The 19523-nt window shown below is 75.9% G+C and carries 16 protein-coding genes and 2 pseudogenes; 2 read left to right on the top strand and 16 right to left on the bottom strand.

The annotated features are described in order from the left end of the window. Positions 1-18: 18 nt before the first annotated feature. From ABD994_RS25025 to recO, 3 genes are all read right to left on the bottom strand, one after another. A complete protein-coding gene (locus ABD994_RS25025; protein WP_345421962.1) occupies positions 19-429 on the bottom strand; it encodes a hypothetical protein in 411 nt (136 codons plus the stop codon). After that, complete coding sequence (locus tag ABD994_RS25020) at positions 426-1217, bottom strand: isoprenyl transferase (protein ID WP_345422050.1); 792 nt, start codon at positions 1215-1217, stop codon at positions 426-428. Before ABD994_RS25020 ends, ABD994_RS25025 begins: the two co-directional genes overlap by 4 nt. Before the next feature lie 71 nt (positions 1218-1288). Beyond that, positions 1289-2194, bottom strand: a complete 906-nt coding sequence (gene recO / locus ABD994_RS25015) for a DNA repair protein RecO (protein WP_345421960.1) — start codon at positions 2192-2194, stop codon at positions 1289-1291. A 70-nt stretch (positions 2195-2264) separates the two neighbouring features. Here recO and ABD994_RS25010 point away from each other — a divergent pair, with 70 nt between their 5' ends. Next, entirely contained in the window at positions 2265-2627 is a 363-nt protein-coding gene (locus tag ABD994_RS25010) for a nuclear transport factor 2-like protein (RefSeq protein WP_345421957.1), read from the top strand. Positions 2628-2706: 79 nt separating this feature from the next. On the opposite strand, the gene era is transcribed toward ABD994_RS25010, so the two are convergent. From era to ABD994_RS24945, 13 genes and pseudogenes are all read right to left on the bottom strand, one after another. Next, complete coding sequence (gene era / locus ABD994_RS25005; RefSeq protein ID WP_345421951.1) at positions 2707-3600, bottom strand: GTPase Era; 894 nt, start codon at positions 3598-3600, stop codon at positions 2707-2709. After that, the gene (gene lhgO, locus ABD994_RS25000) at positions 3584-4855 is read right to left on the bottom strand and encodes an L-2-hydroxyglutarate oxidase (RefSeq protein ID WP_345421948.1); all 1272 of its coding nucleotides are present in this window, start codon (positions 4853-4855) and stop codon (positions 3584-3586) included. The genes era and lhgO overlap by 17 nt, the downstream gene beginning before the upstream one ends. Continuing rightward, positions 4848-6305 (bottom strand): hemolysin family protein, encoded by a 1458-nt coding sequence (locus ABD994_RS24995; protein ID WP_345421945.1) that lies wholly within the window; start codon positions 6303-6305, stop codon positions 4848-4850. Before ABD994_RS24995 ends, lhgO begins: the two co-directional genes overlap by 8 nt. Beyond that, positions 6302-6886, bottom strand: coding sequence for an rRNA maturation RNase YbeY (gene ybeY / locus ABD994_RS24990; protein ID WP_345421942.1), 585 nt, complete (start codon positions 6884-6886; stop codon positions 6302-6304). Before ybeY ends, ABD994_RS24995 begins: the two co-directional genes overlap by 4 nt. Positions 6887-6915: 29 nt before the next feature. Continuing rightward, positions 6916-7284 (bottom strand): annotated as a pseudogene (locus tag ABD994_RS24985) (PhoH family protein); the annotation flags it as partial. Positions 7285-8361: 1077 nt separating this feature from the next. Beyond that, positions 8362-9054: pseudogene (locus ABD994_RS24980) on the bottom strand (PhoH family protein); the annotation flags it as partial. 81 nt (positions 9055-9135) lie between these two features. Next, on the bottom strand, positions 9136-10041 hold the full coding sequence (locus tag ABD994_RS24975; RefSeq protein ID WP_345421940.1) for an alpha/beta hydrolase family protein: 906 nt from the start codon (positions 10039-10041) through the stop codon (positions 9136-9138). Next, positions 10038-10802 (bottom strand): 16S rRNA (uracil(1498)-N(3))-methyltransferase, encoded by a 765-nt coding sequence (locus ABD994_RS24970; RefSeq protein WP_425550121.1) that lies wholly within the window; start codon positions 10800-10802, stop codon positions 10038-10040. Before ABD994_RS24970 ends, ABD994_RS24975 begins: the two co-directional genes overlap by 4 nt. Positions 10803-10809: 7 nt before the next feature. Next, positions 10810-11967: a molecular chaperone DnaJ gene (gene dnaJ / locus ABD994_RS24965; RefSeq protein WP_345421937.1), complete on the bottom strand. Its 1158-nt coding sequence runs from the start codon at positions 11965-11967 to the stop codon at positions 10810-10812. A gap of 53 nt (positions 11968-12020) precedes the next feature. Further along, positions 12021-13040, bottom strand: a complete 1020-nt coding sequence (gene hrcA, locus ABD994_RS24960) for a heat-inducible transcriptional repressor HrcA (protein WP_345422044.1) — start codon at positions 13038-13040, stop codon at positions 12021-12023. Positions 13041-13112: 72 nt separating this feature from the next. Next, on the bottom strand, positions 13113-14639 hold the full coding sequence (locus ABD994_RS24955) for a dynamin family protein (protein ID WP_345421934.1): 1527 nt from the start codon (positions 14637-14639) through the stop codon (positions 13113-13115). Next, the gene (locus ABD994_RS24950; protein WP_345421931.1) at positions 14636-16453 is read right to left on the bottom strand and encodes a dynamin family protein; all 1818 of its coding nucleotides are present in this window, start codon (positions 16451-16453) and stop codon (positions 14636-14638) included. Before ABD994_RS24950 ends, ABD994_RS24955 begins: the two co-directional genes overlap by 4 nt. A 95-nt stretch (positions 16454-16548) precedes the next feature. After that, positions 16549-17745, bottom strand: coding sequence for an IniB N-terminal domain-containing protein (locus ABD994_RS24945; protein ID WP_345421928.1), 1197 nt, complete (start codon positions 17743-17745; stop codon positions 16549-16551). A gap of 289 nt (positions 17746-18034) precedes the next feature. On the opposite strand from ABD994_RS24945, the gene ABD994_RS24940 reads away from it, so the two are divergent. Then, positions 18035-19523 (top strand): Hsp70 family protein (locus ABD994_RS24940; protein ID WP_345421925.1); only part of this gene is annotated, 1489 nt, incomplete at its 3' end.

Below are 19523 nucleotides of genomic sequence, written 5' to 3'. Positions count from 1 at the left end.
GTTTCGTGACGCTGGTGATCAGCCGGCGTCGACCAGGTCCGCCCGGACCCGCGACGCCGTCGACACCACGAGCATGAGCAGCGTGCCCAGCGGCCCGATCGTCAGGCCCTCGGCCGGGAAGGCGTAGCGCAGCGTCACGTCCCAGCCGCCCTCGGCCTCGACGGCCCCGAGCGTCCCGAACAGCCCCTGCCCGGCGCGCTCGGCGACGCGCCGCGGGGTCTCGGCGTCGGTGAGGTCCCACGCGACGACGCAGGTCAGCGACAGCACGGCGAGGCCCTCGACGAGCTCCACGCCCTGGATCGCGCAGGGCACGCCGTCGTGGTGGAACGACAGGGCGCCGTCGTCGTCGACGTGCACGTCGACGAACTGCTCCATCGCCTCGCGGGCGGTGATCAGCAGGCTCGCGGTGGTGGCGGCCTCACGGCTCACGACGTACCGGTCCCTTCGGCTCCTGATCCGGTGCTGTCCAGCGCGCCGCCGTACCGGCGGTCCCGGCGGGCGTAGATCTCGATCGCCTCCCAGAGATGGCGGCGGTCGAAGTCGGGGAAGAGCGTGTCGAGGAAGACCATCTCGGCGTAGGCCGACTGCCACAACAGGAAGTTCGACGTCCGCTGCTCCCCGGAGCTGCGCAGGAAGAGGTCGACGTCGGGCATGTCGGGCTCGTCGAGGTGGCGCGCGAGGGCCTTCTCGTCGATGCGCTCGGGGTCGATCTCGCCGCGGGCGGCCCGGCGGGCGAGCTCGCGGGCGGCTCCGACGATCTCCGCGCGCCCGCCGTAGTTGACGCACATGGTCAGCGTGACGACGTCGTTGTCGCGGGTGAGCTCCTCGGCGATCTCGAGCTCCTTGATGACGCTGCGCCACAGCCGCGGCCGCTGCCCCGACCAGCGCACCCGCACGCCCATCGCGTGCATCTCGTCGCGGCGACGGCGGATGACGTCGCGGTTGAAGCCGAGCAGGAAGCGCACCTCGTCGGGGCTGCGCCGCCAGTTCTCGGTCGAGAAGGCGTACGCGGAGATCCACTTGACGCCGATGTCGATGCAGCCGCGCACGACGTCGAGGAGCTGCGCCTCGCCGTGACGGTGGCCCTCGATGCGCGGCAGGCCACGCTGGTTCGCCCAGCGCCCGTTGCCGTCCATCACCAGCGCGACGTGGTTCGGCACCAGCTCCGGCGGGATCGGCGGCGGGGTGGCCCCGCTCGGGTGCGGGGTCGGGGTCATGATCGTCGGGTCGCCGGGTCCGCGCAGGCGACGGCCGTCGGTGCGTCCGCGCTCGGGGCGCCGGCGGGGGCTCACAGGGCGACTCCGGGGGCGGTCGGTGCTGAGCGAGGGGCACCGTCGCTCAGATCGTTCCGGCGAAGGGCGCCCTCCGCCGACTCTTCCGAGCGAAGGAGCCCCTCGCTCGGATCGTCCTCGTCGTCGACCTCCACACCGCCCGCGAGGTCGACGCGCGGGATGCCGCCGCGGCGATCGACCAGCGGCAGCGACCGCAGCGTGCGCTCGAGGTGCCACTGGAGGTGGGCGGCCACGAGGCCCGCGGAGTCGCGGCGCGCGGCGGTGTCGGTGCCCTCGGCGGTGCCCCAGTCGCCGTCGCGCAGGGCCTCGAGCAGCCGCCACGTCGGCTCCGAGGGCACGACGGCGCCCGACGGCCGACAGCCCTCGCACACCGCGCCGCCGGCGGGCACCGAGAAGCGCCGGTGGTACGGCGCGCCCTCGGTGCCGCAGCGGGCGCACTCGGTGATCGCCGGCGCCCAGCCCGCGATGACCATGGCGCGCAGCAGGAAGGCGTCGAGCACGAGGTAGGGGTCGCGGACGCCGCCGGCCAGCCCGCGCAGGGCCCCGACCAGCAGCAGGAACAGCTCGCGGGCCGGCTCGCCCTCCTCGGAGGTGAGCCTGTCGGCGGTCTCGAGCAGGGCGCAGCCGGCGGTGTAGCGCGGGTAGTCGCCGGTCAGGCCGCCGCCGAAGGCGTCGAGCGTCTGCACCTGGGTGACGATGTCGAGGCTGCGGCCGGTGTGCAGCTGCAGGTCGACGTGCCCGAACGGCTCGAGCCGAGCCCCGAACCGCGAGCTCGTCCGCCGCACGCCCTTGGCCACCGCGCGCACCTTGCCGTGCCGCTGTGTCAGGAACGTGACGATCCGGTCGGCCTCACCGAGCTTCTGCAGCCGCAGCACCACCCCGGTGTCGCGATAGAAGCCCACCGCGTCATCGTCCCACCCCGGACCGACGGACGGTGGCCCGCGGTGGCCCTCCCGGGGGACGATCCGCCCCATGAGCGACATCGAGCGGCGGATCGTCGCGGCCCTGGCCGACCCGTCCAGCGAGCCGCCCGAGGGCCTGTTCGCGCCGGGTGCGATCACCTGGCACTCCTTCGACGAGGTCGAGGCCCCGACCGTGCCGGACACGTTCGCCACCCTGCGCGCCATCCGGGCCGTGGTCCCCGATTTCACGATGACCGACGTGCGTGCCGGCGACGGCTACGCGCAGTACGTCGTCACCGGGACGCTGCCCGACGGGTCGACGCTGCGGGCGGCCGCGGCGGCGGTGCTGCACGTCGAGGACGGGCGGTGCACCCGGATCGAGGAGTACGTCGACACGGGCCAGCTGGCGCCGCTCTTCGCCGCGTTGGCGTAGAGCGACCTCGGCGTGTCGCTCAGCGAGGATGTGGCGATCCTGGCGTGAGACGCCAGCAATGCCGCGTTGCTCGAAAGTCCTAGAAGCCGAGGCGGCGGAGCTGGCGGGGGTCGCGCTGCCAGTCCTTGGCGACCTTGACGAACAGGTCCAGGTGGACCTTCTCGCCCAGCAGCGCCTCTATCTGGCGGCGGGCCTCGGTGCCCACGTGCTTGAGCCGCGAGCCGCCCTTGCCGATCACGATCGACTTCTGGCTGTCCCGCTCGACGAAGATCTCGGCCCGGATGGTGAGCACCTTGCCCGGCGTCATCTCCTCGACGACGACGGCCAGGGAGTGCGGGAGCTCGTCGCGGACGCCCTCGAGCGCGGCCTCGCGGACGAACTCGGCGATCAGCGTCTCCTCCGGCTCGTCGGAGAGGTCACCCTCCGGGTAGAGCGGCGGCCCGGGCGGCATCTGCGCGAGCAGCAGGTCGGCGAGCAGCGCGACCTGGTGCCCGGACTCCGCCGACACGGGGACGATCTCGGTGACGTCGGCCAGCTCCTGGAGCGCGAGCAGGCGCTCGGCGATGACCTCGGGGCGCACCAGGTCGGTCTTGGTGAGGATGCCGATCAGCGGCGTCTTCCCGGTGATCTTCGCGAGCTCGCCGGCGATGAACCGGTCGCCCGGCCCGATCGCCTGGTCGGCCGGCGCGCAGAACCCGATGACGTCGACCTCGGCCCACGTCGTGCGCACGACGTCGTTGAGCCGCTCCCCCAGCAAGGTGCGCGGCCGGTGCAGGCCCGGGGTGTCGACGAGGACGAGCTGCCCGTCCTCGCGGTGCACCACGCCGCGGATGGCGTGCCGGGTGGTCTGCGGGCGCGACGACGTGATCGCGACCTTCTGGCCGACCAGCGCGTTGGTCAGCGTCGACTTGCCGACGTTGGGGCGCCCGACGAAGCAGGCGAAGCCCGACCTGAACTCAGGCGGCGTCGACACTCTTGCCCTCCAGCCGCGCCACGATCTCCCGACCGATGGGCAGAGCCGCCGTGGCCGCCGGCGACGGCGCGTTGAGCACGTGCAGCACGGCCGGCCCGTCGTCGGGGGCACCGTCCTGGACGAACAGGAAGTCGTCGACCAGCGAGCCATCCGGCCGGATCGCCTGCGCCCGCACCCCGGCGCGGCGGGCGACGTCGTGGGGCGGCTGCAGATCGGCCGCGGTGACGCCGGGCAGCATCCGGGCCACCGCGCGCGCCATCGCCGCCCGCGACAGCGACCGGTACATCTCGCCCAGCCCGTAGCGCCACTGCTGGCCGGCGAGCCGGGCGAAGCCCGGGTCGGTGAGCGTGCCGGCGAGCTCGCGGACCCGCAGCGTCCGCCAGTCGTACCCCTCGCGGGCCAGCGCGAGGACGGCGTTCGGGCCGACGTGTACCGAGCCGTCGACCCCGCGCGTGGCGTGCACGCCGAGGAACGGGAAGGCCGGGTCGGGCACGGGGTAGACCAGGCCGCGCACGGACTCGCCGATCGGGCCGACGAGGTCGGAGTACTCGCCGCGGAACGGCACGATGCGCACGCCCGGGTCGAAGCCCGAGGCCCGGGCGATCTCGTCGGAGCGCAGGCCCGCGCAGACCACGACCTGGCCGGCGAGCAGGTCGCCGCGGTCGGTGTGGACCACGACGTCGCGCCGGCGGCGGGTCACCGAGCGCACCGCGCGCCCCGTGTGCAGCACGGCGCCGCGCTCGACGGCGAGGTCGGCGAGGCGCTGGGTGATGGCGCCGTAGTCGCAGATCCCGGTCGAGGGCACCCGCAGCCCGGCGAGGGCGGCGACGGCGGGCTCGCGGTCGCGCACGCCGGCCTCGTCGAGCTCGTGCACCTCGACGCCGTTGGCGCGCCCGCGGCGCACGAGCTCGGCCATCCGCGGGAGCTCGGCCTCCTCGGTGGCGACGACGACCTTGCCGCACTCCTGGTAGGGCAGCTCCTGCTCCGCGCAGAACGCCTTGGTCTCCGCGCAGCCGGCGACCGCGAGGCGGGCCTTGAGCGAGCCGGGCGCGTAGTACAGCCCGGAGTGGATGACGTTGGAGTTGCGGCCGGTCTGGTGCCGGCCGGGCGTGTGCTCACGCTCGACGAGGGCCACCGACGTGTGCCCGGCCGCGAGGAGCTCGTGCAGCACGGCGAAGCCGACGATGCCCCCGCCGACCACGACGACGTCGTGCCCCGGGCTCGGGGCGACGGGACGGGTGCCGGGGTCAGCCACGGTCGTCCTTCCGCTCGCGGGCACCGGTCTGGGCGAGGTCGCCCCGGTCGCCGGTGTGGTCGTTGCGCCCGGCATCGTCGCCGGTGGGCTCGTCGGTGCGCTGCGCGGGGGTCCCGTCGCCGCCCTCGTCGTCGTCGGACGGCGGCCGCCACACCAGCAGGCTCGCGATGCGCATCCGCCCCCGCGCGTCCTCGCCGCCCTCCGCGCGCAGCCGCAGGCCCGCGATCTCGGCCTCGGCGCCGGGCAGGGGTACGCGGCCGAGACGCTGCGCGAGCAGCCCGCCGACGGTGTCGACGTCCTCGACGTCGAACTCCACGCCCGCGGCCTGCTCCAGGTCCTCCACCGGCAGGCGGGCCGCGACCCGCCAGGAGTCGCCGTCGAGGTGCTCGAGCGGGCGGTGCTCGGCGGCGTCGTACTCGTCGGTGATCTCCCCGACGATCTCCTCGAGGAGGTCCTCGATGGTGACCAGTCCGGCCGTGCCGCCGTACTCGTCGACCACCAGCGCCATGTGGTTGCGCTCGCGCTGCATGTCGCGCAGCAGCCCGTCCGCACGCCGCGAGTCGGGCACGTAGTTGGCCGGGCGCATGACCTCCTCGACCGCGCCGGCGCGGTCGGCGGGGGCCTGACCCGATGGTCCAGCTCCGCTCCGCTGCGTGTCCCCCTGCTCCACCGTCCGGCGCACCAGGTCCTTGAGGTAGACGACGCCCACCAGGTCGTCGACGTTCTCGCCGATCACCGGGATGCGCGAGTAGCCGCTGCGCAGGGCCAGGGCGAGCGCCTGGCGCACCGACTTCTCCCGCTCGATCCACACCATCTCGGTGCGCGGCACCATCACCTCGCGCACGCGGGTGTCGCCGAGGTCGAACACCGACTGGATCATGGCGCGCTCGTCGTCGTCGACCAGCCCACCGCGCTCGGCCATGTCGACCAGCTCGCGCAGCTCGACCTCCGAGGAGAACGGGCCCTCGCGGAAGCCGCGGCCGGGGGTGATGGCGTTGCCGATGACGATGAGCAGGCTGGCCAGCGGGCCCAGCAGGCGGGCGAGCAGGCGCACCGGCGTCGCCACCGCCAGCGCGATGCCGTAGGCGTGCTGGCGGCCCAGGGTGCGGGGCCCGACGCCGATGAGCACGTAGGACACGAGCACGACGACCAGGCCGGCCACCAGCAGCGCCAGGCCGTCGGACGGGATGAGGGCGAGCGCCACGTAGGCGCCCAGCACCGCGGCCGCGGCCTCGCAGCCCAGGCGCAGCAGCGTGAGCAGGTTGAGGTGCCGCGGCCGGTCGGCGACGACGGCGGCCAGCGCCCGGGCCCCCGTGGCGCCCTCGCGCACCAGCCCGTCGACCCGCGCCCGCGACACCGTCGACAGGGCCGCGTCGGCCGCCGCGAACACGCCGGCGAGCGGCACCAGCAGGATCGCGGCGACGAGCTGGCCGACCAGCCCGGAGGTCACCGCGAGGCGCTCCCGGAGTCGTCCCCGAGCCCGACGGTGCCGAGCAGGCGGTCGTCCTTGGCCCGCTCGCGCGCGGTGCGGGCCGCGGCCGCCGCGCGCTCGCGGGCGGTGCGCTCGGCCTCGGCGCGCGCGGTGCGCCAGTCGGCCAGCAGCTCGGCCTGCAGGCCGAACATCTGGCGCTCCTCGTCGGGCTCGGCGTGGTCGTACCCCAGCAGGTGCAGGACGCCGTGGACGGTCAGCAGGTGCAGCTCGTCGTCGAGGGTGTGTCCCGCGGCGGCGGCCTGGTCGGCGGCGAAGGCGGGGCAGAGCACGATGTCGCCGAGCAGCGCCGGACCCGAGGACGGCGCGTCGGGCCGGCGCGCGGAGTCGTACTCGTCCATCGGGAACGACATGACGTCGGTGGGCCCGGGCTCGTCGAGCCAGCGCTCGTGCAGCTCGGCCATGGGCTCGAGCTCCACCAGCATGATCGACAGCTCCGCGAGCGGGCTGACGCCCATGCGGTCCAGCGCGTAGCGGGCGACCTCGACGATCGGGCCCTCGGCCACGTCGACGCCGGACTCGTTGGCGATCTCGATGCTCATGTCGGTGTCCTGCTCCGCATCGGGGTCCGTCATCGGCCCCGGCGCTCGCGGTTGCGCGGACCCACCGGCGGCCCGGTGCGCGGGGCGCTGGTCACCGCCTGGGGCCGCCGCTGCTGGGCGTCGTCGTAGCGGCTGTAGGCGTCGACGATGTCCGCGACGAGCCGGTGCCGCACGACGTCGTGCGAGGTCAGCTCGGAGAACACGACGTCATCGACCCCGTCGAGGATGTCACGGACGATCCGGAGCCCCGACGTCGAGCCGCCCGGGAGGTCGACCTGGGTGACGTCGCCGGTGATCACCATCTTCGAGTTGAAGCCCAACCTCGTCAGGAACATCTTCATCTGTTCCGGCGTCGTGTTCTGGGCCTCGTCGAGGATGATGAAGGCGTCGTTCAGGGTGTTGTGGGTGACGAGGTAGTCCTCCGTCACGTAGAGCGAGTCCTCCGCCGCGACGGAGATGCAGACGCACTCGGCGTGCCCGGCGGGCAGGATGCTGTCGATGTAGCGACGCGGCCGTCCACCGCCGGTCGCCTCGTACGCCTCTCGCTTCCGCGTCAGGCGGAACGGTGCGATCTCGGCCGGGAGCCGGACGTCGACGACGTAGGCGTCGGAGCGGTAGTGGACGGGTCGGCCGGCGGCCAAGCCCGGACGACGGCCCTCGGCCGGCCGGACCCGGCTGTAGGCGACGCCGCCGAGCGACCGGACGAGGCTGATGACGTCGTCCCGCAGCCGCGGTGAACACGTGGAGTACTGCACCCGGCAGGTACGGCCGTCCTGGGTCACCGGGCCGCCGTCGGTGTCGAGGAGTCCCTGCAGCAGCCCGATCCGGGTGTCGACGTCGTTCTGGAGATAGGCCTCGGGCACGAACTTGGTCGACGAGTTCGTGCCGGCCAGGCCCAGCTCGCGGAGGACGGCGGTCACCGGGTTGGCCGTGATGACTCCACCGCGCCCGCCGCCGCCGGCGCGCTTGAGCACGTAGTCCAAGCCGGACTTGTGCGTCACGTCGGCCTCGGGCAGGGCGGCGTCCAGCGCCGCGGCCAGCTCCGGGTCCTTCGTCGAGAAGCTCGGCGTGGTCGCCGTCGTGAGGCACCCGTCGCCCAGGAGGAGGCCCAGGGCGTACGGGTCCATGGGGACGTCCTGCCGCGGCATCGCGACCGGCGACACCAGCGGCAGCTCGTACCGGTGGGCGTGCGACCAGAAGACGTTCCCGATCATGTCCTGCGTCTGCAGGACCCGACCCGCCTTGCCGTGGCGACGGTCGTCGGGCGTCGTCACGAACCACAGGTGCTCGCCGCACGCGAGGGTGGAGGCGCCGTCCTGCGCCGTGACGCGATAGACCTGCTTCCGGCCCTGCGGGTAGACGCCGAGGACCGGCGTCGGGGCGCCGTCGCGCCCGATGACCATGTCACCGACGGCGAGCTCACCGATCGGGCGGAACCCGTCGGGCGTCAGGACCGGCGTGTCCACCGGCTGCGCTCGCCCACGCATGTAGGCCAGCGGGGCGATCTCGATGGTCCCGGCGGCCATGAGCTTCGGCACCGACTCGGCGTCGAGCATGTCGTGCAGCGCGTCGTAGAGCGGGCGCAGGTACGGGTCGATCTTCTCCGACAGCGTGCCGGGCAGGAACCCGAGCCGCTCCCCCGCCTCGACGGCCGGCCGGGTCAGGATGATGCGGTTGACCTGCTTGGCCTGCAGCGCCTGCACGGCCTTCGCCATCGCGAGGTAGGTCTTGCCCGTGCCCGCGGGCCCGATCCCGAAGACGATCGTGTTGACGTCGATGGCGTCCACGTAGCGCTTCTGGTTCAGCGTCTTGGGCCGGACGGTGCGCCCGCGGCGCGAGACGATGTCGAGGCTGAGCACCTCGGCCGGCGACGGGGAGGACCCGCCCTCTCCGTCGGTGTCGTCCTCGCCGAGCATGCGCACCGAGCGGCGCACGGCGTCGGGGTCGATCTGCTGCCCGCGGCTGGCCAGCACGACCAGCTCGGCGAACACCCGCTCGGCGAACGCGACGTCCGCGGGCTCGCCGGTCAGGGTCAGCTCGTTGCCGCGGACGTGGACGTCGGCGGCCAGGAGTCCTTCGGCCTCGCGCAGGTTCTCGTCGCGCTTGCCGAGGAGGGCCAGGAGCGCGGCCTCGGGCACCACGATCCGGGAGGTTGCGTCACCGGTCACGTGCTGAACTGTCCTGCTTCCTCGCCGTCCGTGATCCTTTGCTCCATTCTAGCGCCCCGGCCGACGTCGCCGCGGTGCCGTTCACAGCATCCCCTCGACCGCGGCGCGCACCGTCGCCCACGCCGGGTGCGCCGGGTCGATCACCGCGAAGTGGTCCGCACCCGGCACGACCTGCAGCTGCGCGTCCCCGCGGGCCGCCCGGGCGGCGGCCACGTAGCGCTGCGACTGGTCCAGCGGGACGACGGTGTCGGCGTCCCCGTGGACGCACACGACCGGCGCGGGGGCGGGGACGAGGGCGGTCGGGGAGGCGAGCGCGTAGCGGTCGGCGACGCGGTCGGGCGCGCCGCCGAGCAGGTCGGTGACCGCCCCGCCGCCGAGGTCCTGGGCCGCCCCGGCGACGAGGTCGAGCACCCCGGCCTGGCTGACGGTGCCGACCGGGCGGACCTGCGGGTCCGCGCCGGGCGCGCCCGCGTCGAGGCGCTCGCGGCTCGCCGCCCAGCCGACCAGCTGGCCGCCCGCGGAGTGCCCGAGGAACACGACGCGGTCGAGGTCGAGCCGCCCGCCCGTGGCCTGGTCGACGGCGCCGGGCAGGGCGTCCACGGCCGCGGCGAGGTCGGTGAACGTCGCGGGCCAGCCGCCGCCCGCGCCCACCCGCCGGTACTCCACGTTCCAGGCCGCGATGCCGCGGTTGGTCAGGTCGACGGCCAGCGGCGTCCCGAGCTCGAGCCCGTACGCCGCTCGCCAGTAGCCGCCGTGGACGACGACTACCACCGGGAGGGCCCGGCCGTTGCCGGGCGGCAGGTGCAGCACCCCGTACTGCGACGGGTCGGGGCCGTACGCGACGCGCTGGGGCCCGGGGGTGCCCGGGGCCGTCGGCGGGACCGTGACCCCGCCGGTCGGGGTGGCGACACCCCCGCACGCGGCGAGGGCCAGGGCGGCGACACCGCCCAGGGCGCCGCCCAGCACCCGGCGACGGGCCACCCTCACGCCCACCGACCGGTGCGCGCGCCGAGCGCCCCGAGGGCGACGGCCGCGGCCGTCGAGGTGCGCAGGACGTCGGGACCCAGCCGCACCTCGAGGGCCCCGGCGCCCGTGAGCAGCGCGCGCTCCTCGTCGGTGATGCCGCCCTCGGGCCCGACGACCAGCACGAGCTCGCCGGCGTCGGGCAGCGGCACGGTGGCCAGCGAGTCCGCGGCGGTGGCCTCGAGCAGCAGGACGGCGTCGGCGTCGCGGGCCGCGAGGTCCGGCGTCGTCGCCGGCGGGGCGACGTCGGGCACGTGGGCGCGGCGGGCCTGCTTGGCCGCCTCCCGGGCGGTGGAGCGCCAGCGCGCGAGCGCCTTCTCCCCGCGCGTGCCGTCCTCCCAGCGGGCGACGCTGCGCGCGGCGCGCCACGGCACCACGGCGTCGACGCCGGCCTCGGTGGCCAGCTCGACGGCGAGCTCGCCGCGGTCGCCCTTGGCCAGGGCCTGGGCGAGCGTCACGCGCAGCGCCGGGCCGGGCTCGGCGCGGCGCTCGAGCACCCGGGTGGTGACCCGGCTCTTGCCGACCTCGGTGACCTCGGCCCGCGCGCGGGTCCCCACGCCGTCGCCGATCAGCAGCACCTCTCCGCGACGGACGCGGCGCACGTCGGCGGCGTGGCGCCCCTCGGCGCCCTCGAGCACGACCTCGCCGGACTCGGGCACCGCGTCGACCCAGAACAGCGCCGGGCGGGTCCAGGCGCTGGCCGACGTGCCCGCCGAGGTGCTCACGGGCGGCTCATCGCGCGCGGCCGCCCGAGCGCCGGCGTCCGAACAGGCCGTTGCCGCGGTGGGCCAGGAGCTCCGGGCGCTCCTCGCCGCGCAGCTCGGCGAGCTCGCGCAGGAGCTCGGTCTGGCGGGCGTCGAGACGGTCGGGCACGGCGACGTCGAGGTGGACCAGCAGGTCACCGCGCCCGTCGGTGCGCCCCGTGGAGCGCAGGCGGGGCATGCCGCGCCCGCGCAGCGTCAGCGTGGTGCCCGGCTGCGTGCCCGGCTCGATGGTCAGCTCCTCGTCGCCCTCGAGCGTGCGCTGCGGCAGCGTCGCGCCCAGGGCGGCGGCGGTCATCGGCAGGCTCAGGTGGCAGTGCAGGTCGACGCCGTCGCGGGTGAAGTAGTCGTGCCGCTCCTCGGAGACCTCGATGTAGAGGTCGCCGGCCGGGCCGCCGCCCGGGCCGACCTCGCCCTGGCTGGCCATCCGGATGCGCATCCCGTCGCCGACCCCGGCCGGGACCTGGACGGTGACAGTGCGCCGCGAGCGCACCCGGCCGTCGCCGCCGCACTGGGCGCACGGGCTGGGGATGATCTCGCCGGTGCCGCGGCAGACGGGGCACGGGCGGGCGGTGACGACCTGGCCGATGAACGAGCGCTGCACGTTCTGGATCTCGCCGCGGCCGTCGCAGGTGTCGCAGGTCTCGGTGCGGGTGCCGGGCTCGGCGCCGCCGCCGTGGCACTTCTCGCAGAGCACCGCGGTGTCGACCGTGAGGTCGCGCGCGACGCCGGTGGCGCACTCCTCGAGGGTGAGGTCGATGCGGATCAGCGCGTCCTCGCCGGGCTGCACCCGGCTGCGCGGTCCGCGCCCGCCGGTGCCGCCGGCCGCGCCGAAGAACGCGTCCATGATGTCGCCGAGGCCACCGAACCCCGCCGCGGAGAAGCCGCCGGCGCCGCCGCCACCGCGGCTGGTGTCCAGGGGGTCGCCCCCGAGGTCGACGATGCGCCGCTTCTGCGGGTCGGTCAGGACCTCGTAGGCGTTCTTGACGTCCTGGAACCGCGCCTGGGTCTCGTCGTCGGGGTTGACGTCGGGGTGCAGCTCGCGGGCGAGCTTGCGGTAGGCCCGCTTGATCTCGCCCTCGTCCGCGTCCCGGGACACGCCCAGGATTCCGTAGTAGTCCTTCGCCACGCTGGTCCTCGTCCGTCCTGTTGCTCTCGAGCCGCCGCCCGCGTCGCGGGCGCTCAGCGTCCCCCGACGATCTCACCGACGTAGCGCGCCACCGCACGCACCGCCGCGATCGTGCTCGGGTAGTCCATCCGGGTGGGTCCCACGATGCCCATGCCGCCCAGGGCCGTGGTGCCCCCTCCGTAGCCGATCGACACCGTGGACGCGCTCCACAGGTCCTCGGACTCGTTCTCCTCACCGATCCGCACGGTGACCGTCTCGGGATCGCTGGCCGAGGTCAGCAGCCGCAGCACGACCACCTGCTCCTCGAGCGCCTCCAGCATGCCCCGCAGCGCCGTGGCGTCGGTGCCCGCCCGGGTGAGGTTGGCCGTGCCGCCGAGCAGCAGCCGCTCCTCGGGGCGCTCGAGCAGGGCCTCGACGAGCACGGCGGCGACGCTGAGCAGCGGCGAGCGCAGCCCGTCCGGGGCGTCGTCGGGCAGCTCGGCCATCCGGGCGGACGCCGTGGCCAGCGGCTGGCCGACCAGGGCGTTGTTGAGCAGCGCGCGCAGCCGCGAGACGTCCTCCTCGTCGAGGACGTCGCCGAGGTCGACCACCCGCTGGTCGACCCGGCCGGTGTCGGTGATCAGCACGAGCATGAGCCGCGCCGGCGTGAGCCGCACGACCTCGAGGTGGCGCACCGTCGAGCGCGTCAGCGTCGGGTACTGCACGACCGCGACCTGCCGGGTGAGCTGCGCGAGCAGCCGCACGCTGCGCTTGAGCACGTCGTCGAGGTCGAGCGCGCCCTCCAGGAACGTGGTGATCGCCCGCCGCTCGGCGCTCGAGAGCGGCTTGACCTGGTGGAGCCGGTCGACGAACAGGCGGTAGCCCTTGTCGGTGGGGATGCGCCCGGCACTGGTGTGCGGCTGGGCGATGTACCCGTCCTCCTCCAGCGCCGCCATGTCGTTGCGCACGGTCGCGCTGGAGACGCCCAGGTTGTGGCGCTCCACGATGGCCTTCGAGCCCACCGGCTCGTTGGTGGCCACGAAGTCGGCGACGATCGCGCGCAGGACGGCGACGCGGCGCTCCTCGGCGTTCACCGCGCCCACCTCCCGAACGGTCGAGCTCCCGACCCTCCATCGTAGGCGAGGCGGAGGTCGACGTCCGGCGGGTCAGCGCTCCGCCAGGATCCCCTCCACGCTGCGTACGACGACCCGCGCGACGTCGGTGCAGGCCCGCTCGGCCCGCGGGTCCTCGCCCGCCCGGCGCCAGCGGGCCAGCGCGTCGAGGGCCAGCCCGCGCACGTCGGCGGCGGGGGCGTCCGGCGGGACGCCGAGCCGGGCGGTGACGTCCGGACCGTCGCCGCCGAGCAGGCGGCGGGCCTCCTCGGCGTCGCCGCGCCCGCCGAGCCCGGCGGTGTGCAGGGCGACCAGCGCGTCCTGCTCGACGAACTCGTGGGCGCCGGTCAGCACCCGCTCCACGGCCCCGGCCAGCTCGGCAGCCCCCGCCTCGCCGCCCGCCCGCGGCGCCGGGACGGCGCGCAGCACCCGGGTGAGGGCGGCCAGCGCCGCGCGGGCCCGGAACACGTCGCCGTGCGCGACCAGCTGGGTGCCCACGACGGCGCGCAGCTCCTCCAGCCCGCTGCGCCGCACCAGCTCGGCGGCCAGCCCGGCGGAGTCGGCGGCACCCCGGCGCACGAGCGTCGTGGCGAGCCGCAGCCCGTGCACGCCGAAGCGGTCGAGCAGGGCGCGGCGGGTGCGGTGGTCGCCGGCCACGAGCCGCTCGGGCGCCTCGAGGAACCGGTCGGCCGAGAGCAGCACGTCCTCGACGTCCTCCCGGGCGCCGGCGGCGAGGTCGCGCACCGCGGCGAACTCCGACCCGCGCAGCGTCCGGGCGGTCTCGGCGAGCAGCCCCGCCACCGGCACCACGGTGCGGCAGTGCCGGCGCAGGCCGGGGTCGGCCCGGTAGCGCCGGGCCACCTGGGCGGCCGTGACCAGCGCGTCGAGACGCCCGCCGCCGATCTCGTCGGCCCGCGAGAGCACGGCGACGGTGCCGGCCGGGCCGATGCCGCGCGCGGCGCGCTCGCCCACCGTCTCGGCGAACGCGACGTCGGCGCCGTGCAGGTGGCGCACCAGGTGCAGCACGACGTCCGCGCCGTCGTCCGGGGCCGCGTCGAGGACGGTCGCCACGTCCGCGCCCTCGGCGGGCGCGGCCGTGTCGCCGGCGGAGAGGAAGGCCCGGGCCCGGCCGGCGATGCCGGGGCGGGTGGAGTCGGCGCCGGGGGTGTCGACGAGGGTGACCGCGCGCAGGCTCGCCGACGGCCAGTCGACCCGCAGCCCGCGCAGCCGCTCGACCGGGGTGCCGGCGAGGTCGATGACCAGCGTCCCGCGGCGGTGCACGACGGGCAGCTCGCGGTCGGGGGTGCCGTCGCGGTGCTCGGCGGTGATCCGCGCGGCCGGCGCGTCCCGGTAGGTGGTGACGACGCGGGTGCACTCGGCGGTCCCGGTCGGCGCGATCTGCTCGCCGACCAGCGCGTTGAGCAGCGTCGACTTCCCGGCCTTGAGCGTCCCGGCGAGAGCGACGCGCAGCGGGCCGTCGAGGCGGTCGCGGTGGGCGCGCAGGACGGCGGCCGCGGCCGGGTCCTGCGCGTAGACCGCCAGGGCCCGGTCCAGGACGGCGCGGGTGCGCTCGGCGATCACGACGACGCCCCGCAGCGGGCGAGCAGGCCGTCGATCCGCTCGAGGCGGGCCCGGACGGCGGCGGTGCGCCGGCGGCGGACGTCGGCGTCGAGGTCCCGCGCGGCGGTGGCCGCCTTCACGGCGGCGGCCGCGCCCATCGTGACCTCCTCGGCACGCCCGGTGAAGTGGTCGCGCAGCGTGCGCTGCACCTCGCGGAGCATGTCCTTGGTGTGCTTGCCGAGCACGAACTGCACCTCCTCGGCGTACTGGCGCACGACCCGGCGGGCGTCGAGCTGCCGGCGGCGCAGCGCCCGGCGGCGCTCCTCGCGCACGGTCCGGCCGCCGAGCAGCACCCCGGCACCGACCGAGAACGGGTTGATCAGCGCCAGCCCCGACAGCGTCGAGACCAGGCCGACCATGACCACCCCGCTGTAGGAGCCGCGCAGCCCGACGACCAGCGCCTGGCCGACGCGCAGGCGGTCGAGGTCCGGCGGCGGCACCGCCGGCAGCACCGAGAGCTCGGCGGAGAAGCGCCCGGCCGGGACCGGGGCCGTGCCCGGCGGCGCCCCGTCCGCGGCCGGCTCGGCGAAGTGCGCGGCCACGCGCTCCGCGAGCCACCACGTCCGCTCCCCCGCCCACAGGTACGTGGTCGCCGCGGCCCGGCCGACCTCCTCGGCCAGCCACGGCTCGAACTGGTCCCACACCCGTGACGGGTCGACCGTCTCGAGCGTCTCCTCGGCCGTGCGCACGACCTGGCGGACGCGGTCGCGCAGGTCCCACTCGATGTCGGAGGAGAGGTCGGCGACGCCGTCGGCGAGGGTCTGCTGCCAGCGGGCCGAGCGGTCCTTGGTCGCCGCGGCCCGCTCGGTGGCGGCCCGCAGCGCCTCGTCGAGCTCGCGGACCCGGGCGGGGGCCTCGAGCGCGGCGAGCTCGGCGGCGGGCGCGGCGCGCACCGACGCGAGGACGCCGGCGACGTGCTCGCCCACCGCCCGCCCGGTGCGGGTGCCGGCGGGCTCGGCGATGCGGCGGCGCAGCAGCTCGCGCAGGGCCGGGATCCCGGACGCGACCGCGAGCTCGTCGCCGACGGGCGTCCCCCACCGGCCCCGGGCGTGGCGGGCGAGCTCGGCCGAGACGCCGACCACCTCGACCGCGAGGCCGCGCTCGGCGAGCAGGGCGGTGTCGAGGTCGCGGACCTCCCGCCAGGCCGGGTGCAGGTCGGTGCGGGTCAGGGCGACGAGGACGGTCGGCACGTGGGCGACGGCGGCCCGCAGCAGCTCGACCTCGCCGGCCGCCAGCTCGCGCGAGGCGTCGCTGAGCAGCAGGACGGCGTCGGCGGCGGGCAGCTCGGTGAGCACCCGGGTCGCCGGGGTGCCGCCCGGCCCGCCCGCGCCCGGGGTGTCGACCAGCGTGATCCCGTCGGCGAGCAGCGGTGCGTCGAGCGCGACCTCGGCGTGCCCCCAGCCCGGCTCGTCGTCGCGGCCCGTGACCGCGCCCGCGAGCCGGCTCGGCGTCACGTCGACCCGCCCGTGCGGCCCGACCAGCACCGCCGACGGCTCCTCGCCGTGGCGCACCACGGTGGGCAGGGCGGTGGCCACGTCGGCGTGGACCGGGCAGACGTCGGCGCCCACGAGGGCGTCGACGAGGCTGCTCTTGCCCTGCTTGTAGTCGCCGACGACGAGGACCCGGGCGCCCGGGTCGAGCAGCCGGGCCCCGTCGCGGGCCAGCGAGGTCGCGACGTCGTCGCGGTCGAGTTCGCGCGCGAGGGCGACGGCGTCGTCGAGCAGCTTCGCCGCGGCCCGACGGGCGTCAGGTGGCGTCGCGGTGGTCGTGGTCATGGGCTCCCCCGCCGTGGACGGGCGGTGCACGGCCTCCCCGTGCACCGCCCGTCACCGCACAGCCAGCAGATGTTACTCCCCGTCACGATGCCCGATCAGGGGAAGACGTCCACGTCGACGTCGTCCACGTCGAGGTCCACGTCGACGTCGCTGTGGTCGTCGACGCTGTTGTCGATGTCGGTCGTGGTGTCGTCGTCGCTGTTGTCCGAGTTGTCGACGCTGTTGTCGATCTCGGTGGTGCTGTTGTCCGACGCGTCGACGTCGTCGTCGCTGTTGTCGGAGTTGTCGGTCGTGCTGTTGTCCGAGTCGTCGACGCTGTTGTCGATCTCCGTGGTGCTGTTGTCGGAGTTGTCGATCTCGGTCGTGCTGTGGTCGTCGACGCTGTTGTCGGTCTCGTTGCTGGAGTCCGTGATCGTCGTGCTGTGGTCGTCGACGCTGTTGTCGGTCTCGTTGCCCGAGTCCGTGACCGTCGTGCTGTCGTCGTCCACGAGGTCGCCGGGCCCGTTCTCCACCGCGACGTCGCCGCCCGCGACCACACCGGTGCCGCCGGTCGCGGCACCGCCGATCGACACCGCCCCGCCGGCGCCGGCGGCGAGCCCGCCGCCGACCGCGGTGCCGTCGCCCCCGACGGCCGTCCCGTCGCCGACGACCTGGTTGTCGTCGCCGACGATCGCCCCGGCACCGGTGACGACCGTGCCGTCACCGTCCACCCCGGCCACCGCACCGGCCCCAGACGCGACGGTCGGGCTGAGGTCGAAGTCCTGGGTGACCGGCCCGTCGGCCCAGATGTTCTGGTCGATGATCTGGTTGAGCACGGTGTCGTGGCTGTCGAAGTGGTAGGTGGTCGTCGCCACGGTGAGGTGGGCGATGACGCGGTCGATCTCGGCCGTGCCCGGGGCCGCGGCCGGGCCACCCGGGCCCCCCGGGCCCCCCGGGCCTCCTGGTCCGCCGCCGGGTCCGCCCCCGGTCCAGCCGTGCCACCCGCCCGGCCCGGACCAGTCGTCCCAGGCCGCGGGGCCGGCGAGCGCGTGGGGACCGTCGGCGCCCCCGCCGCCTCCCGCGCCGTCGAGGGCCCCGGCCCGCACGTCCTCGTCGTAGCGGGCGGCGACGGCGGCCGGCGCGTGGTCCATCACCAGCGGCACCGCGTCGCGGACGTCGGCGAGGGTGAGGTCGTCGAGACCCGCGTCCTGCAGGGTGCAGGCGGGGTCGGCGAGGAACTCGGCCCGCGCCACGGGGTCGCGGAAGAGGTCGAGCAGGAACTGCAGCAGCGTCTTGGCCTCGGTCGCGGGCATCGGGCACCTCCGGCGTCGTGGGTCCGGACCGGTCGTCCGGTGGCGACGAAAGCTAGGCAGCCGCCGGCCCCCGGGGAGCGGGGATGACCCCCCTCCTCGTGGGGGCACCGGGGGGATCGGCCCCCGGGGTCTCCGACGGAGCAGTGGGGCCCGGTCCGGGGGTCGCAACATCCACCCCCCGTGTGGGCTATTCGGACTATGTGTTGCTCCGAATGCCGCTCTAACCTCGCCACTGTGCACGTTCGGTGCATCGGTACCGAGCGCTGAGTAATGGGTGGGGGGGCCGGCCATGACGTACGACCTCGGGATCGACCTCGGGACGACCTACACGGCCGCGGCGGTGCTGCGCGACGGCGGGACGCACCCGGAGACGGTGGCCCTCGGGAGCCGCCTCGCGGTCGTCCCGTCCGTGGTGCACCGCGCCGCCGACGGGACCGTGCTCGTGGGCGAGAGCGCCGAGCGCCGCGCCGCCGACGAGCCCGACCGCGTCGTGCGGGAGGTCAAGCGCCGCCTCGGCGACGACGTCCCGCCGGTGGTGGGCGGCGAGCCCTGGCCGGCCGAGGAGGTCGCCGCCGCGATCGTCGCGTGGGTGCTGGCCCGCGTCGCCGAGCGCGAGGGCGGGCCGGCGCGCCACGTCGTCGTCACCCACCCGGCGACCTGGGGCGACTTCCGCTGCTCCCGGTTGCGCGCCGCGCTGACCGCGGCCGGGCTCGACACCGTCGAGCTCCTCGCCGAGCCCCACGCCGCCGTGCTCGGGCACGCGGCGCTGCGCCGGTCCGGCGGCGACGCCGGCTCGACCACCGCCGTCTACGACCTGGGCGGTGGCACGTTCGACGCCGCCGTGGCCCGCCGCGCCGCCGACGGCACGGTGACGCTGCTCGGCACCCCGCGCGGTCTCGACCGCGTCGGGGGCGTCGACTTCGACGAGGCCGTGCTCGCCCACGTCCGCGCCGAGGTGGCCGACGCCCTCGCCGGCCTCGACCCCGACGACCCGGAGAGCTGGCACGCCCTGCACCGGCTGCGGCGCGAGTGCGTCGAGGCCAAGGAGGCGCTCTCGGCGGACACCGAGGTGACCGTGCCGGTCGTCCTGCCCGCGGGGCACCGGTCGGTGCGCCTGTCGCGCGCGGACTTCGAGGCGCGCATCCGGGAGTCGGTGGCCGCGACGGTCGAGGAGTTCGTCGCGACGCTCGCCGATGCCGGCCTGGCCCCGGCGGAGGTCGACCACGTCCTGCTCGCGGGCGGGTCGTCGAGCATCCCGCTGGTCGCGCGCATGCTCACCGAGGCGCTCGGGCGCCCGGTCGCCGCCGACGCCGACCCGCTGACCGTCGTCGCGCTCGGGGCCGCGGTGGCGGCGCGGGGGACGTCGTCCGCGGCGACCGACGAGGAGCCCGCGGCCGCGCCCGCGGGCCCGCAGCGCCCGCCGACGGCCGTGGTCGGGCCGTTCGCCGTGCCGGACGACGAGGACGTCCCGCCCCGGCGCCGCGGACGGCGGCTGCTCGCGGCGTCGGTGGTGGTCGCGGCGGCCGTCACGGTCGCGGTGAGCGTCCCGCTGCCCCTCGACGACGCCGTCGGCGACTCCCTGCGCACCGCCCTGCGCGACACCTTCTCCCCGCCGGCGGCGGCGCTGACCGTCCCGCCGGCCCCGGCCCCCACCGTCCCGCCGACCGTCGTCGCCCGCCCGCTGGGCGAGGTGACGCCCCTCGGCCCGACCGGCGCCGCCGTGACCGGCGCCGCCGCGGGGCCCGGCCTGGTGCCACCCCCCGGCACCGGGCCGGCCG

It is taken from the genome of Actinomycetospora chlora, from assembly GCF_039542135.1.
Taxonomy (GTDB): Bacteria; Actinomycetota; Actinomycetes; order Mycobacteriales; family Pseudonocardiaceae; genus Actinomycetospora; species Actinomycetospora chlora.
The sequence above is the reverse complement of the archived record's forward strand: the minus strand, read 5'-3'. Positions and strand labels throughout refer to the sequence as shown.

What these genes read in the sequence shown, in the direction of transcription:
- ABD994_RS25020 (WP_345422050.1), bottom strand. Translation starts at nt 1,217, where the DNA reads ATGACCCCGACCCCGCACCCGAGCGGGGCCACCCCGCCGCCGATCCCG.
- ABD994_RS25010 (WP_345421957.1), top strand. Translation starts at nt 2,265, where the DNA reads ATGAGCGACATCGAGCGGCGGATCGTCGCGGCCCTGGCCGACCCGTCC.
- ybeY (WP_345421942.1), bottom strand. Translation starts at nt 6,886, where the DNA reads ATGAGCATCGAGATCGCCAACGAGTCCGGCGTCGACGTGGCCGAGGGC.
- ABD994_RS24950 (WP_345421931.1), bottom strand. Translation starts at nt 16,453, where the DNA reads ATGACCACGACCACCGCGACGCCACCTGACGCCCGTCGGGCCGCGGCG.
- ABD994_RS24945 (WP_345421928.1), bottom strand. Translation starts at nt 17,745, where the DNA reads ATGCCCGCGACCGAGGCCAAGACGCTGCTGCAGTTCCTGCTCGACCTC.